Here is a 14,454-nt window from a genome sequence, read left to right on the forward strand (position 1 = left end):
AAAAGACAACGGACGGAAAAGACCATGATCGTAATCGCAGGCGTGCTGCTGGGCGCCCTCATCGGCGCGCTGAAGGCCCGCAAACGTGGCGGCAACACCCTGGACATGCTGCAATACGGGGCTGTCTATGCCATCGTTTTTGGTATTCTCGGCCTGCTGGCAACCATCCTGACGCACCGGGTGCTGGCGTAACCAAGTCCTGAGGCTCCGCGATGTTCCAGCCCTTCTTTGAAAACCTGCGCAAAGCAGCCATTCCGGTCAGCTTGCGCGAATACCTGACATTCCTGGAAGGGATGAAGGCGGGGCTGGCGACCTATGACATTGAGGCCTTCTACTTCCTCGCCCGCGCGGCGATGGTGAAGGATGAGCGCAACATCGACAAGTTCGACCGCGCCTTTGCCGCCACCTTCGAAGGTCTGGAGGCGATCCCCGTCGAGGCGGTGATGGAGGCGGTGGACATTCCCGAGGAATGGCTGCGCAAGATGGCCGAGAAGCATCTGAGCGCGGAGGAAAAGGCCGAGATCGAGGCGTTAGGCGGGTTCGACAAGCTGATGGAGACGCTGAAGGAGCGGCTGAAGGAACAGCAGGGCCGCCACCAGGGCGGAAACAAGTGGATCGGGACAGCGGGCACCTCGCCGTTCGGGGCATATGGCTATAACCCGGAGGGCGTGCGGATCGGGCAGGACAAGAGCCGCCACCAGCGCGCGGTCAAGGTCTGGGACAAGCGCGAGTTCAAGAACCTGGACGGCGATGTCGAGCTGGGCACCCGCAACATCAAGGTGGCGCTGAAACGCCTGCGCCGCTGGGTCCGCGAAGGCGCGCAGGAAGAGCTGGATCTGGACGGCACCATCCGCTCCACCGCCGAGCACGGCTATCTGGACGTGAAGACCCGGCCGGAGCGGCATAATGCGGTCAAGGTGCTGCTGTTTCTGGACGTGGGCGGCTCGATGGATCCGCATATCCAGGTGGTGGAGGAGCTGTTTTCGGCAGCGCGGGCCGAGTTCAAGCATCTGGAATACTACTACTTTCACAATTGCCTGTATGAAGGCGTCTGGCGCGACAACCGGCGGCGCTGGAACGAAAAGATCCCAACCCACGAGGTGCTGCGCACTTACGGGCCGGACTACAAATGCATCTTCGTCGGCGACGCCTCGATGTCACCGTATGAGATCGCCTATCCCGGCGGCGCCAATGAGCATTGGAACGAGGAAGCAGGCCAGGTCTGGCTGCAACGCGCGCGTGAAGCCTGGGCCTCGAACCTGTGGATCAACCCGGTGCCGGAGAAATACTGGGACTACACCCATTCTATCGGCATGATCCGCGAGATCTTTGAAGACCGCATGGTGCCGATGACGCTGGACGGTTTGGAATGCGGCATGCGCGAGCTGAGCCGCTAGCCCCGGAACAAGCGGACCCTCAGGCCAATCAGCTCTCCCGCCCCCGCAGGTGCGCTGGCTGGTGCCAGAACCCCTTGGCGGTCTTGGGCATGGCATCCTGCCCTGCGGGCAGGATGCGCGTTGGAGCCGCGGCTCCGGCGCCGGGCCCAACCGGGAGGTCGGCATTTCCAATGCTGGCCGGACGGGCGGGAGGGCCGCCTTTGTGTTCGACCTTGCGCTAACCGCCCCACAGCCCCCAAGCGCCCAGAGCGGCCACCGGCACGAACAGCCAGCCCTGCGGCAGCAGCCCGTAACCCGCCCGGCGCAACGGCGGCAGCACCAGGCCGACCGCCGCCATCATTGCGGCCATTGCGGTTCCGGCCAGCGCCAACCCCTCCGATCCGCGGGCGCCGAGGAACAGGAACAGCGCCATCAGCCCCAGGCAGCCGGTGACCAGATGCCAGCACAAGAGCGTGGTCTCGCGCACGACATCCGGCAGCTGCCGGTCCTGCGCCAGGGGACGGGCGCATTCACGGCCTCCAGCAAAAGCATGAACAAGCATCCAAAGGGCGGCCAGAAGGGCTGCGGCCAAAAAACTCCATTGCATGTCAAATCTCCTGAAAAATCCGCGCCTGCGGACGGGCCGGAGGCCATTGGGCAATATGCAGGCAGTCTGACCACACCCGCCCGTGTATCGCCACCGGCTTTTCTGCCGCAGACCCGGGCAACCGCACAAAGTAATGCCGCCAGCGGTTGATTGCGCCGCCGCCCGCACCTAGGTGCTGTGACGGCATGAGCAGCAGCACCCATACTACAGGCCCGAAAACTGGCGAAGTAACCGGCCCGATCCTGATCCTTGATGATCTGCGCGATGGCCGGATGCATCTGGCCGCTATGTTCATTGCGCCCTATGGCGCGGCCCTGCCGCCTGTTCAGCTGGACGGCGGTGAAGCGCAGCCCGAACCGCTGGCGGAATACGGCACCCATACGGTGCTGCGGGCGCGGTTCAGCCTGCCGGCGGACTGCCCTTCCGCTTACCAATGGAACGGCACGCGCTATGAGCTCGCAGGCGGGTTTGGCGGCGATCTGCGGATCGCCTATGCTTCCTGCAACGGCGAGGAGCACGGCGACCTGGACCGCGACGGGGACGAGCGCAACGCCATGTGGGCGAGGATGGGGGCGGAGCACCGCTCGCGGCCCTTCTCGCTGCTGCTGCATGGCGGGGATCAGATCTATGCCGACGAGGTCACGGACGGCCACCGGCTCAGCAATGGCTGGCCGGACAAACTGCCGAGCGACCCCTCGCGGGAGGACCTTGCCAGTCTGCGCAGGCATCTGCGGGAAGGTTTTCTGCGCCGCTACCTGGCAGTCTACAGCGCGCCGGAGCTGGCGTGGATTGCGGCCCGCGTCCCCTCGCTGATGCAGTGGGATGATCACGATATCTGCGACGGCTGGGGCAGCTTGCGCCGCTCCAGCACCTATTCGCCGGTCGGGCAGACCCTGTTTGCAGCGGCCCGCGAGGCGGCGCTGCTGTTCCAGCACGGCTGCTGCGACGGAGACCTGCCCGCACGGTTTCCCGACCCCGAGGGTACACATCTGGGCTGGCGTATCGAGGCGCCGGGGCTGCGGCTGCTGGCGCCCGACCTGCGCTCCGAGCGCAGCCGCCGCCGTGTGATGGCACGGGGCGGCTGGAGGATGATGAAGGCAGAGGTGAAACGTGCTGCGCCGGGGCAGACCTTTCTGCTGTCCAGCGTGCCCCTGCTGGGGCCGCGATTGTCGCTGCTGGAGCTGCTGATGGTGCTGACGCCACGGATGCAGAAATATGAGGATGACCTGCGCGACCAGTGGCAGAGCCGGGCGCATCGTGCCTCTTGGCGGCGGATGCTGCGCATGATGCGGGACGTGGCCGCCAAGGACGGCCAGCGGGTCACGGCGGTGTCCGGCGAAATCCACCTGGCCACGCGGGGCGAGATGGCCCTGGGCGGCGGCAAGGTTCTGCACCAGCTGGTGGCCTCCGGCATTTCCCACCGCGCCCCGCCCAAGGCTTGGGCGCGGGCACTGGGCGTTCTGTCCTGGCTGGGCGATGCGCCCCTGCCCGGCCACCCCATCCGTATCCGCAAGATCCCTGGCCAGGCCGGCCGCTATGCGGCGGAGCGGAACTATCTGATCCTCCAGCGCCAGGGGGCAGATTGGAAAGCGGTCTGGGACCTCGAGACCTCAGGACAGTCCGCCCCCCTTCAGCTTTAGCCGCAGCCGCATCTGGCCGGGGCAATGGTTTTCTTCGCAACCTGAAGCAGTTTGCCTGCGGAAATCCGCCGGTGCGCACGGCATCCGGCGCATGTCCGCCGAGGCCGCCATGCGACGGTTGAACGGCCCATTGCCCAAACGGTACCCAAGTTAAAAAGAAACAGCGGGCCAAAGCCGCAATCCCCCGAGCAGGAGCATCGCGTGAGCGTGCCGCATCAAGACATAGCCCCCCGCGGGGTCTCCCCCGCCGCCGCCATAAAGCCCTTTCAAATCCGCGGGCGGTACTTCACCGCCGTAGCGCTGCGCCCGGAGGACGGGCCGCTGGACAAGGCCTTTTATGCGGCACTGGATGCACAGCTGCGCTGGAGCCCGCATTTCTTTGACGGCGCGCCGCTGATTCTGGATCTGGCCCAGGCTCCCGGCCTGTCGCGCCCGGCTGAGCTGCGGGCGCTGACCGACAGTTTGCGCAGCCGCGGCCTGGCGGTGTTTGGGGTGCAGAATGCTTCGCCGGAACAGATCTCTGCGGCTGAGGACGCCGGGCTGATCAGCATCGCCAGCGGCAAGGATGCACCGCTGAACATGGACAGCGGCACCAAGCCGGGCACCCGCCGCGGGCTCCCCAAGAAACTGCGGCCGCCGGAAAACAGGCTGATCACTCAACCGGTGCGCTCGGGCCAGACGGTGGTGGCCGAAGGCGGCGACCTGGTGGTGGTCGGGCCGGTCAGTTCGGGCGCGGAGCTGATCGCGCGCGGCAGCATTCATGTCTACGGGCGGCTGAGAGGCCGTGCCATGGCGGGGGCCGAAGGTGACGAGAGCGCCCGGATCTTCTGCCGCGACCTGGACGCGGAGCTGCTGGCAGTCGCCGGGCTGTACCGGACAAGCGAGAATTTGGAGCCGGATCTGCTGAACCGTCCGGTGCAGGTATTCCTGCAGGACGAACGGCTGTGTGTAGAAGCCCTGGGATGAAGGCTGGGATGAGAGAGGCAGGACGAATGAGTAAAGACCTGAAACTGGAAGAGCCGCTTGGCCGGGTGATCGTGGTCACCTCGGGCAAAGGCGGCGTTGGTAAGACCACAACCTCGGCGGCAGTGGGTGCCGAACTGGCGCGGCGCGGACACAAAACGGTTGTAATCGATTTCGACGTCGGATTGCGCAACCTGGACATGATCATGGGCTGCGAGCGCCGGGTGGTGTTCGACTTCATCAACGTGATCCAGGGCGATGCCAAGCTGAAGCAAGCGCTGATCCGCGACCGGCGGCTGGAGAACCTGTCAGTGCTGCCCACGTCGCAGACACGCGACAAGGATGCGCTGACCAAAGAAGGTGTTGAGAAAGTTCTGGACGAGCTGCGCCAGGAGTTCGACTATATCATCTGCGACAGCCCTGCCGGGATTGAGCGCGGCGCCCAAATGGCGATGCATTTTGCCGATGAGGCGATTGTCGTCACCAACCCCGAAGTATCCTCTGTCCGTGACAGCGACCGGGTTCTTGGGCTGCTGAACAGCATCACCGAACGCGCCAGCAAAACCGGTGCCGAGCCGGTCAAGGCGCAGGTGCTGATCACCCGCCACGACAAGTCCCGCATCGACAGCGGCGAGATGATGCCGGTGGAGGATGTGCTGGAAATCCTGGCGGTGCCGCTCTTGGGCATCATCCCGGAAAGCACTGCGGTTCTGCGCGCCTCTAACCTGGGTGTGCCGGTGGTGATGGATGAACCGTCTGCAGCGGCAACCGCTTATGAGGACGCGGTGGGCCGGCTGATCGGCGAGCAGATCGAGATGCGGATTGCAGCCGACCCGAGGCGCGGGCTGCTGCAGCGGCTGTTCCGCCGGGCGGTGTAAGCGATGTTCGGATTTTCCCTCCGCCCCCGCAAAGCTTCTGCCAGCACCGCCAAGGAACGGCTGCAGATCCTGCTGGCGCATGAGCGCAGCGGCAGCGGCGGCGCCCGCCCCGACTGCCTGCCCCAGCTTCAGCGCGAGATTCTCGAAGTGATCCGCCGCCACATGCAGCTCGGCGACGAGGCGATCGACATCCGCATGGAGCGCGGCGACGAACTGTCGAGCCTTGAGATCAACATAGAATTCCCAGGCAAGCTGGGTGTGAATTAGGGCCGGGGCCCTGGGGGCTGCCAAGCGGCGGCCCCTGAATTATGACCGCGGGGCTGCCAAACGGCGGCCCCGGACATTTTACGAAAATCGGGCGCAGTGTTCCCACCCCTATCCTGCGCCGGGTAAGGCCAGGTTAATCCTGTCCGTGCTGTGATTGGCCTTCCGCATTTTAACTGCCGAAGGCCAATGACCTATACCTTTTCCTCCTCCAGTCCCGGCCAGGCCGGCGGTTCCGCACCGCAGGGCATCCTGCGGCTGGGGGAGCTGCTTGGCGCGCTCAGCCATGCGCTGGATCTTACCGAAGGCCAGCCCAAGGGCCATTGCGTCCGCTGCTGCTGGATCGGTATGCAGGCCGCGCGGGAGCTGGAACTGCCGCCGCAGGCGCTCTCCGACCTCTATTTCACGCTGCTGCTGAAGGATCTGGGGTGCAGCTCCAACGCGGCCCGCATCTGCCAGCTGTACCTGACCGATGATCTGTCCTTCAAACAGAACTTCAAGACGGTGAGCGGCTCACGGCAGGGCATCGAATTCCTGCTGCGCAACACCGCGCTGGGGGCCAGCCCGCTGCAGAAGCTGAAAACGCTGGGCCACGTGATTGCCAGAAACGGCCAGCTGGCGGGCGAGCTGATCGAGACCCGCTGCAACCGCGGCGCCGGTATTGCCCGGCAGATGCGCTTTTCCGAGGATGTGGCAGAGGGCATCGCCAGCCTGGATGAGCACTGGGACGGCGGCGGCCAGCCGCAGGGCCTGGAAGGCGCCGCAATCCCGTTGTTTGCGCGCATCGCGCTGATGGCGCAGGTAGCAGACGTCTTTGCCGCTAGCGCAGGGGCAGAGGCCGCCGCGGCGGAGCTGGAAGCCCGCGCAGGCAGCTGGTTCGACCCGGACCTTGTGCCGGTATTCACCGCGGTGATCCGCCGCCCCGGCTTCCTGGCGGATTTGCAGGACCCCGCGCTGGAGGCAGAGGTCTTTGCCACCCCGCAGGCGCAGCATATCCATGCCTTGGATGAAGATTACCTGGATGAGATCGCCCGGGCGTTTTCGCTGGTGATCGACGCCAAGAGCCCCTTTACCCACGGCCATTCGCAGCGGGTGGCGCGTTATACCGGGCTGATCTGCGACCAGCTGGGCTACTCCCCCGGACGCCGCCGCTGGATGGTGCGGGGGGCCCTGTTGCATGACATCGGGAAACTTGGTGTCTCCAACACCATCCTGGACAAGCCCGGCAAGCTGACGGATGAGGAGTTCGCCCTGATGAAACGGCACCCGGTACTGGGCCATGAGGTGCTGAGCAGGATTGCCGCCTTCCGGGAGCTTGCCGATGTGAGCGCGGCGCATCATGAGCGGCTGGACGGCAAGGGCTACCCGTATGGTATGGATGCCAGCCAGCTGACGCAGGATATGCGGGTGATGGCAGTGGCCGATATCTTTGACGCGCTGACCGCCGAACGCCCCTACCGGTCAGCGCTGCCGCTGGAGAAGACCTATGCCATCATGGATGACCTTGCAGGCCCCGGCATCGACCCGGACTGCTATGCTGCGCTGCAGGATGCGGTGACCGCCAGCGGCTGGCCCTCGGCCTCGGACGCGGGGCTGCCCGAAAGCACGTGGGAACTTCCGGCCGCTGAACGCAGCGCCTAGCTGGCGAGGTTGCGGTTCTTCTGAGAATATAGCGCCAGCGCCGTCACCTGCCCCGCCACGATGGCCGAGAACATCAGCAGCGCCGACAGGCCGATGCTGGCGTCTGCCATCAGTGTCTCATTGAACAGCGACTGCGTCGCACTCATCAGCACCCGGCTGCCGGGAACCAGGATCAGGATGCCCTGCACGATGTAGATGGCACCGGTGAGGTTCAGCGTCTTGGCCAGCCAGGTGCCGTACAGCGTGATGCACATGGCGGTGACCCAGGTGCCGACGATCCAGCCGCCGCCAAAGCCCAGATAGAGCGGCCCCCACATACCCAGCACGGTGACCGGCAGCGCCCGCAGGATGTCCACCATCCGCGCGTTGAAGATTATCCCGATGGAAAACGACAGCGCCGGCAGCGCCAGATATGGCATCCACCACAAGACCCCGTTCACGTTCTCCACTTGCGGCGTTGCCCCCCACAGCGCGGCGCCGATGCTGACGCCGATGTAAATGCCGATGAACAGTTTCATCAGCACAAAAATCGACTGGGCAAACAGGCTGGAACCTGAGATCACGTCATTGAAGGCGAGGCATTCCAGCGAGTTGGCAATCGACAGCCCCGGCACGAACAGCACAATGGCGGCGATGCAGGTGCCCCAGACCGGCACCTCTACCCCCATGCTGCTGACCAGCGAGACCGCCAGCCCCGCGACCAGCGCCGACAGGAATTCAACCAGGATCACCCGGTCGCCGCGGCAGAACAGCTGGCAGAGCCAGACCAAGAAGCCCAGCACCGCCGACAGCGCGATTGTCGTCAGCGCGCTGCCGATGAGGGTCAGGAAGGCGGGCGGGATGGCGATGTTGGCCAGCATGATCAGCCAGCCGGGATAGCGGCCCGGCTCCTCGATCCCCGGGTCCTCCACCGCGTTGATGCGGATGATGGTGCGCGCCAGCAGGCTGAGGTTGATTTGTGCGGGCTCCAGGCGGCGGATGATGAACTGGTTGTCCTCGTCCGGGAACTGGCAGGAGATCGAGGTGGGGGTGGCCTGCACGATCACGTTGATGCCTTGCTTCCTGGCATAGAACTGCAGGTATTTCTCGATCTTGTAGGGCGCGCAGCCGCTGCGGTGCAGGGTCTCGCCGGTGTCGGCGATGTTGCGGAGCTGAGAGAGCGGTGCCATGTGCCGGAAGCCGTTGTTATCTGGAGCCTTTGGGTCGCACCCCCTTAATGGATGCGGGGCGCGGCGGCGAGTGCGGATTTTGCATGGCGGCCTGCGCTGGGTGCAAGGCTTCCTGACTGCTGCCTCTTGCTGGCGGCGCGGTTTCGGCCCATATCTGAAGCATGCTGCGCCTTCTGCCGATCCTGCTGGCCGTTGCCTATGGCCTTGTGATGTACCGGATTTCGATCTGGCGCACCCACCGGGAGCTTGACCAGCGCTCGACTGAGCTGGCCGACCCCAGGCTCAAACAGCTGACTGACCGGCTGGCGGCGGCGCTGAACATTGCCCGCATCCCGGTGCATATCTACGAGGTCGACCCGGTGAACGGGCTGGCAGCGCCGGACGGCAGGATCTTCATTACCCGCGGATTCTACCGCAAGTACCAGAACGGTGAGGTCAGCGCCGAGGAAATGGCCTCCGTGATTGCGCACGAGCTGGGCCATGTGGCGCTGGGGCATGCGAAGAAGCGGATGATTGATTTCTCCGGCCAGAACGCGCTGCGCACCGCGCTGATGATCATTCTCGGGCGCTACATTCCCTTTGTCGGGCCGTGGATTGCCGGGGTGCTGACATCGTTGCTCGCGGCGCGGCTGTCGCGCGGCGATGAGTATGAAGCCGATGAATACGCCGCTGCACTGCTGACAAAGGCAGGCATCGGCCTCGCCCCGCAGAAAAGCCTGTTTGCCAAGCTGGAAGAGCTGACGCAATCGCGCGCGGGCATGGCACCGGCCTGGCTGATGAGCCATCCCAAAACCGAAGAGCGCATCGCCGCGCTGGAGCGGCTGGAAGCGAAATGGTCCAGGGGCTGAGCCTGCGGCACGGGCGGGATTGAGGGGCCGGCCCCTCAAACTCCCCGGAGTATTTCAGGAAAGATGAAATCGCGGTCAGGCTGACAATGCCTTGGCGAGCCGTGGCAATCGGGCCTTCTTGAGCAGCGGGCGGATCTCCCAGCTGCCGCCAGAGAGGCGGTTTGCCTCCGCGAGCACCTGGTTGCCAAGCGCCTCCAATCCGGTGCTGTCCTCAAGCCAAAAACGGTAGAGGAGTTCATCCGGGCCAATGCGCTCCAGGCCTTCCTCTGCCAATGTGTGGCGGGGGAAGTCCTTGTTGTTCACTGTCACGATACCGTCGGCATGCCCTGCGATAGCAGCGGCCAGCACATGGGTGTCTGCGCTGTCAGGAAGCCAGAGGCGGGCCTCAGTACCTGGGGCCGGAGCAACTTCGGCCTTGGGCCAATGAGCCCGGACCAGGGCGATTTCCGCCTTCGCTTGCGCTGCGCCCTCAGGGCCGAGTTTCAGCGCCGCGCGTCCCCACTCGCCCAGAATGCGGGCAGACCAGAGCGGGGTGAAATGGCCCAGCCCCGCCGCGCCCAGCAACATCTCCCGCATCACGGTCGGGTAGAGCACGCAAGTGTCGAGGAGCAGCTTCACCCGTTTCAATCCAGCCGGAAAAACACGGCCTTCAGATAGCCGCTTTCGGCCAGCTGCGGCAGCTGCGGGTGGTCTGGGCCGGCGTAGCCGGTGTGGATCAGCGCAGCCCGGCGGCCTGCCTTGCCAATGCCGCGGGCCGAAGCGTTGCGGAACCTGGTGAGATCGGCGGCGTGCGAGCAGGAACAGAGGCCCAGGTAGCCACCGGGTTTCACCAGTGGTGCGGCCAGCTTGGCGACGCGCTCATAGGCGCGCAGGCCAGCCTCAAGCGCCTGTTTCGACGGTGCAAAGGCGGGCGGGTCGCAGATCACCACGTCAAAGCTCTCGCCTTCCTCAGCCAGCGCGACCAGCACTTCGAAGGCATCGCCCTGGCGGGAGGTGAACTTTTCCTGGTGGCCGCTGGAGGCGGCGCCCTGCACAGCCAGTTCGAGTGCTGCTGCCGAGCCGTCGACGCAGGTCGCATGCCCTGCCCCGCCTGCCAGCATCGCAAGGCCAAAGCCGCCGACGTGGGAGAACACGTCCAGCACCTTGGCGCCCGGCGCAGTCAGGCGGGCGGCAAAGGCGTGGTTTTCCCGCTGGTCGAAGAACAGCCCGGTCTTCTGGCCGCCGGTGAGGTCGGCCATATAGGTGGCGCCGTTCATTTGAACCGGCACCGGCGCGGCAGGGGCCTCGCCCCGCAGGGTCAGGTTCACGTCGTCCAGCCCCTCCAGGGAGCGGGTGCGGCCGGAAGCGTTTTTCAGGATCACCTCGGCGCCGGTCACCTCCGCCAGCGCGGCGGAGAGCATGTCCAGATGCGCCTCGGCCCAGGCGGCGTTGGGCTGGACCACGCAAGCCGCACCAAAGCGGTCGATCACCACACCGGGAAGCCCGTCGGATTCTGCGTGCACCAGCCGGTAGAAGGGCGCGTCATAGAGCTGTTCGCGCATTTCCAGTGCACGGGAGAGGCGAGCGGCGAACCAGGCCTGATCAATCACCGCCTCCGGGTCGCGGTCAAGCATCCGGGCGATGATCTTGCTTTCCGGGTTCACGGAGACCAGTCCCAGAGGGCGCTGTGCCTCATCCTCCAGCACCGCCAGGGTGCCGGGCGCCAGCTTGCGGGTACGCCGGTCGGTCACCAGCTCGTTGGCATAAACCCAGGGAAACCCGTGCCGGATGGCGCGGGCGTTGGACTTGGGTTTCATTTTCACACGGGGGCGCTGCGGCGCATCGGAGGAGGCTGTCATGGCCCCCTCATATCCTTAAGCCAGGTACAGGAAAAGGGGCCGCTTCACCTCTGCCTTCAGAACATTAGCCCGGAGTTGGGTCTGTGTGCCCAGCAAGCTTGTCACCGTTCGCGCGAGCGCCAGCCGCCGCGGCGGCGCGGCTTTTCCGCGCCAGCCAAACCGTCGCGCAGCACAGCCGTCATCGGGTGATCCGGCTGTTCGCTGCCGTAGCGCTCCAGCAGCGCCTGGATATCGGCGCGGCTGTCGCGAGCGGCGTCCATGCCCAGCGCCCAGTCAAAGAAGATGCTGCGGCATTGCGCGCCGGTAATGCCGTCGATCCGGTAGGATTCGTAGATCAGACCGCGCGGGTCCTGTTCAATGCTGCCCTTCTTCATCCGCCCCTTCCTCTTGCAAGGCTTCCCCTATGATCGCAGCACAGCGTGAGTAGCGGGCCTGCAGTTCCTGCTCCAGCTCTTCCAGCCGGGCATAGCCGGTGGTGCGGCAAAGGAACTGCGCCCCGCCCTCCCCTATACCATCGGAGTCGATGGCTTTGCCGGAGAGCAGCCGCGCTGCGCATTGCACGGACCAGAATAGACGGTAACTGGCGCCGAGGTATTCTGCATCCGCGTCACTCAGCCATCCGGCAGCGACAGCACCGGCCAGGCCCGCGGCCACATCGCGCGCGCCGGAGCCGGACGTCAACGCGCCTGCTTGGGAAATCAGCTCCACATCCATCATCCGGCCGGGCCCGTTCTTGGCGTCCCAAACGCCCGCCGGCGCCTTGGCGGCAGCAAGCCGCGTGCGCATCTGCGCTACCTCTTGCAGCACCTTGCCGCGTTCCCGCGGCTGCGCCAGGAAGCCTGCCCGGAAATCCTCGATTTCCGCAGCCAGGCTGTCCTCCCCGGCCACCACCCGCGCGCGGGTCAATGCCAGATGCTCCCAGACCCAGGCCTCGTTCTGCTGGTAGAGGGTAAACCCCGCCAGGCTGACCGCCACCGGGCCCTGCGTGCCGGAGGGGCGCAACCGCATGTCGACCTCATAAAGGCGGCCTTGGGACATCGGGGCGGAAAGCGCCGTGACAAAGGCCTGGGTCAAACGGGCGTAGTAGGGGCGCGTTGCCAGCGGGCGTTTGCCTTCGGACATCTCCTCCGTGCCGGGATCATAGATCACGATGATGTCGAGATCGGATTGCGCGTGGATCTGCCCGGCACCGAGCGAGCCCATCGCCAGCACCGCTGCGCCCCGGCCCGGCGGCGGACCGTGCTTGCGGGAGAAGTGATCCACCACTTCCGGAGTGATCCCGGCGATCACCACCTCGGCCAATTCGGCGTATTGCGCCCCAGCCTGGCGGCCGTCGATCAGCCCGCGCAGGTGGTGCACCCCGATGCGGAAGTGCCATTCCTTGCACCAGCGCCGGGTGGCGTCGAGGCGGGATTCATAATCGCCTTCCAGGGCCAGGCGGCGATCCAGTTCTTCCCGCAGCTTGGCGCTCCCCGGCCAGGGGTCGAAGAACGAACCGCCGATCACGGCGTCGAACACGGCAGAGTTTCGGGACAGGAAGCTGGCCAGCTCGCGGGAAGTGCCGGCGATGTCGATCAGCAGGTCGATGAGCTGCGGATTTGCGCCGAACAGCGAGAACAGCTGCACCCCGGCAGGCAGCCCCGCCAGGAAACCGTCGAGCGCCAGCAGCGTCTCCGCCGGTTTGGCGGTCTTGGCGACCCGGGCCAGCAGTTCCGGCTTCAACCGTTCAAAGATCTGCGCACCGCGGGCCGAGCGCAGCGCCGGGTAAGTCGGCCAGCGGGCGATTACGGCGCCGTCGAGTTCGGCCGTATCCGCCGGCACGGCAGCAGGCGGCGGAGCGGCGCCCGGGGAAAAGAATCCCTCGGTCAGCGTATGCACCTCTTCCAGGCGCTCCTTTATTTCCGCCATCAGCTCGGCCGGGTCACGGTCCATCAGGCAAGCGACCCGGGCGATCCCGTCCTCGGATTTCGGCATCCGGTGGGTCTGGGCGTCATGCACCATCTGGATGCGGTGCTCGACCTCGCGGTGGGCGCGGTAATGGGCAGTCAGGGTGTCTGCCACCTCTGGCGGCACCCAGCCTTTGTCCGCCAGCGCCGCCAGCCCCTCGGCTGTGCCGCGCAGGCGCAGGCTCTCGTCGCGCCCGCCTGCAATCAGCTGCCGGGTCTGGGTGAAGAACTCGATCTCGCGGATGCCGCCGCGGCCCAGCTTCATATCGTGGCCCGGAACATGCAGGGCACCGCCGGTGCCCTTGTTCTCGCGGATGCGCAGGCGGATGTCGTGGGCGTCCTGAATGGCGGCAAAATCCAGGTGCCGCCGCCACACAAAGGGGCGCAGGGTGCTGAGGAAACGCTCCCCTGCCTTGATGTCGCCGGCACAGGGGCGGGCTTTGATATAGGCGGCACGTTCCCAGGTTCGGCCCAGGCTTTCATAATAGCGTTCGGCCGCTTCCATCGCCAGGCAGACGGGTGTCACCGCCGGGTCCGGCCGCAGCCGCAGGTCGGTGCGGAACACATAGCCGTCGCCGGTGCGGTCGCTGAGCGCCGCGCACATGTTCTTGGTCGCGCGCACCATGCCCTGGCGTGCCTCATAGAAATCATCCGGGTCGAAACGTGTTTCGTCGAACAGGCAGATCAGGTCGATGTCAGAGCTGTAGTTCAGCTCATGTGCGCCCATCTTGCCCATTGCCAGAATTGTGAGCCCGCCTGCGGTCTCCACGTCATCTTCCGTCAGCCCCGGCAGTTTTTTACGCCGGATCAGCGTCGCGATCTCCGCCTTGATGGCAACATCTGCGCTCAGCCCGCCGAATTCCGTCAGCGCACCGGTCACCTGCTCCAGGCTCCAGCCGCCGCTGAGGTCGCACAGCGCGGTCAGCAGCGCCAGCCGCCGCTTGGCCTGACGCAGGCCGGGTTTGAGCTGTGTGCCTTCCAGCGCGCGGCAGTCCGCCAGCACGCTGCGCAGCGCCGCATCCGGGTCCTGCAGCGCTTCCGGCAGCCAGCCCGCCTCCCGCGCTGTCAGCTCCTTGAGATAGGGGCTGGAGCCGCAGGCTCCGGCCACCAGATCCGCCAGATCGCCGTTCAGCGCCGGTACAAGCGCGCGCGCTTCGGCGCCAAGTTCGGGGTCAAAGGGGCGGGGAATGCGGGTGATCTGCAGGGCGGTCGTCATGCTCCCGACACTGTTCCCGCTGCACCGCCGCGTCAATGGCCGAATTGCCGCTCCGCACTAAGCGAGGC

General features: G+C 65.7%; 14 protein-coding genes. 8 read left to right on the plus strand and 6 right to left on the minus strand.

All coding sequences use genetic code 11. The features are described from left to right. Window positions 1-24 precede the first annotated feature (24 nt). Together ACXAED_RS19895 and ACXAED_RS19900 are read left to right on the plus strand one after the other, a co-directional pair. Window positions 25-192, plus strand: a complete 168-nt coding sequence (locus ACXAED_RS19895; RefSeq protein WP_421053625.1) for a hypothetical protein — start codon at window positions 25-27, stop codon at window positions 190-192. Window positions 193-212: 20 nt separating this feature from the next. Then, complete coding sequence (locus tag ACXAED_RS19900; RefSeq protein WP_475052689.1) at window positions 213-1,397, plus strand: vWA domain-containing protein; 1,185 nt, start codon at window positions 213-215, stop codon at window positions 1,395-1,397. Window positions 1,398-1,614: 217 nt separating this feature from the next. Here the strand turns inward: ACXAED_RS19900 and ACXAED_RS19905 are convergent, their stop codons facing one another. Further along, on the minus strand, window positions 1,615-1,983 hold the full coding sequence (locus ACXAED_RS19905; protein ID WP_475052691.1) for a hypothetical protein: 369 nt from the start codon (window positions 1,981-1,983) through the stop codon (window positions 1,615-1,617). Between the two features lie 185 nt (window positions 1,984-2,168). Here ACXAED_RS19905 and ACXAED_RS19910 point away from each other — a divergent pair, with 185 nt between their 5' ends. The 5 genes from ACXAED_RS19910 to ACXAED_RS19930 all read left to right on the plus strand — a co-directional run bounded on the left by ACXAED_RS19910 (window position 2,169) and on the right by ACXAED_RS19930 (window position 7,369). Then, window positions 2,169-3,623, plus strand: a complete 1,455-nt coding sequence (locus ACXAED_RS19910; RefSeq protein ID WP_475052692.1) for an alkaline phosphatase D family protein — start codon at window positions 2,169-2,171, stop codon at window positions 3,621-3,623. Between the two features lie 201 nt (window positions 3,624-3,824). After that, window positions 3,825-4,589, plus strand: a complete 765-nt coding sequence (gene minC / locus ACXAED_RS19915; protein WP_475052694.1) for a septum site-determining protein MinC — start codon at window positions 3,825-3,827, stop codon at window positions 4,587-4,589. Window positions 4,590-4,615: 26 nt separating this feature from the next. Further along, window positions 4,616-5,464, plus strand: a complete 849-nt coding sequence (gene minD, locus ACXAED_RS19920; protein WP_475052697.1) for a septum site-determining protein MinD — start codon at window positions 4,616-4,618, stop codon at window positions 5,462-5,464. Window positions 5,465-5,467: 3 nt separating this feature from the next. Beyond that, window positions 5,468-5,731 (plus strand): cell division topological specificity factor MinE, encoded by a 264-nt coding sequence (gene minE, locus ACXAED_RS19925; RefSeq protein ID WP_475052699.1) that lies wholly within the window; start codon window positions 5,468-5,470, stop codon window positions 5,729-5,731. Window positions 5,732-5,917: 186 nt separating this feature from the next. Continuing rightward, window positions 5,918-7,369 carry an HD-GYP domain-containing protein gene (locus ACXAED_RS19930; RefSeq protein WP_475052700.1) on the plus strand — a complete coding sequence of 484 codons (1,452 nt, stop codon included), beginning with the start codon at window positions 5,918-5,920 and terminating at the stop codon, window positions 7,367-7,369. Here the strand turns inward: ACXAED_RS19930 and ACXAED_RS19935 are convergent. After that, entirely contained in the window at window positions 7,366-8,538 is a 1,173-nt protein-coding gene (locus tag ACXAED_RS19935; protein WP_475052703.1) for a threonine/serine exporter family protein, read from the minus strand. The two genes, ACXAED_RS19930 and ACXAED_RS19935, sit on opposite strands and share 4 nt — an antisense overlap. 161 nt (window positions 8,539-8,699) lie before the next feature. Here ACXAED_RS19935 and ACXAED_RS19940 point away from each other — a divergent pair, with 161 nt between their 5' ends. Further along, entirely contained in the window at window positions 8,700-9,386 is a 687-nt protein-coding gene (locus tag ACXAED_RS19940; RefSeq protein ID WP_475052705.1) for a M48 family metallopeptidase, read from the plus strand. Between the two features lie 75 nt (window positions 9,387-9,461). Here ACXAED_RS19940 and ACXAED_RS19945 read toward each other — a convergent pair whose 3' ends face one another. From ACXAED_RS19945 to ACXAED_RS19960, 4 genes are all read right to left on the minus strand, one after another. Beyond that, window positions 9,462-10,004, minus strand: a complete 543-nt coding sequence (locus ACXAED_RS19945) for an RSP_2648 family PIN domain-containing protein (protein WP_475052707.1) — start codon at window positions 10,002-10,004, stop codon at window positions 9,462-9,464. Window positions 10,005-10,009: 5 nt separating this feature from the next. Next, the gene (locus tag ACXAED_RS19950; RefSeq protein ID WP_475052708.1) at window positions 10,010-11,224 is read right to left on the minus strand and encodes an RSP_2647 family RNA methyltransferase; all 1,215 of its coding nucleotides are present in this window, start codon (window positions 11,222-11,224) and stop codon (window positions 10,010-10,012) included. Window positions 11,225-11,325: 101 nt separating this feature from the next. Next, window positions 11,326-11,598 (minus strand): hypothetical protein, encoded by a 273-nt coding sequence (locus tag ACXAED_RS19955; RefSeq protein ID WP_475052711.1) that lies wholly within the window; start codon window positions 11,596-11,598, stop codon window positions 11,326-11,328. Further along, window positions 11,579-14,386: a [protein-PII] uridylyltransferase family protein gene (locus ACXAED_RS19960; protein WP_475052712.1), complete on the minus strand. Its 2,808-nt coding sequence runs from the start codon at window positions 14,384-14,386 to the stop codon at window positions 11,579-11,581. Before ACXAED_RS19960 ends, ACXAED_RS19955 begins: the two co-directional genes overlap by 20 nt. Window positions 14,387-14,454 lie beyond the last annotated feature (68 nt).

It is taken from the genome of Leisingera sp. ABM4_103 (assembly GCF_056158685.1).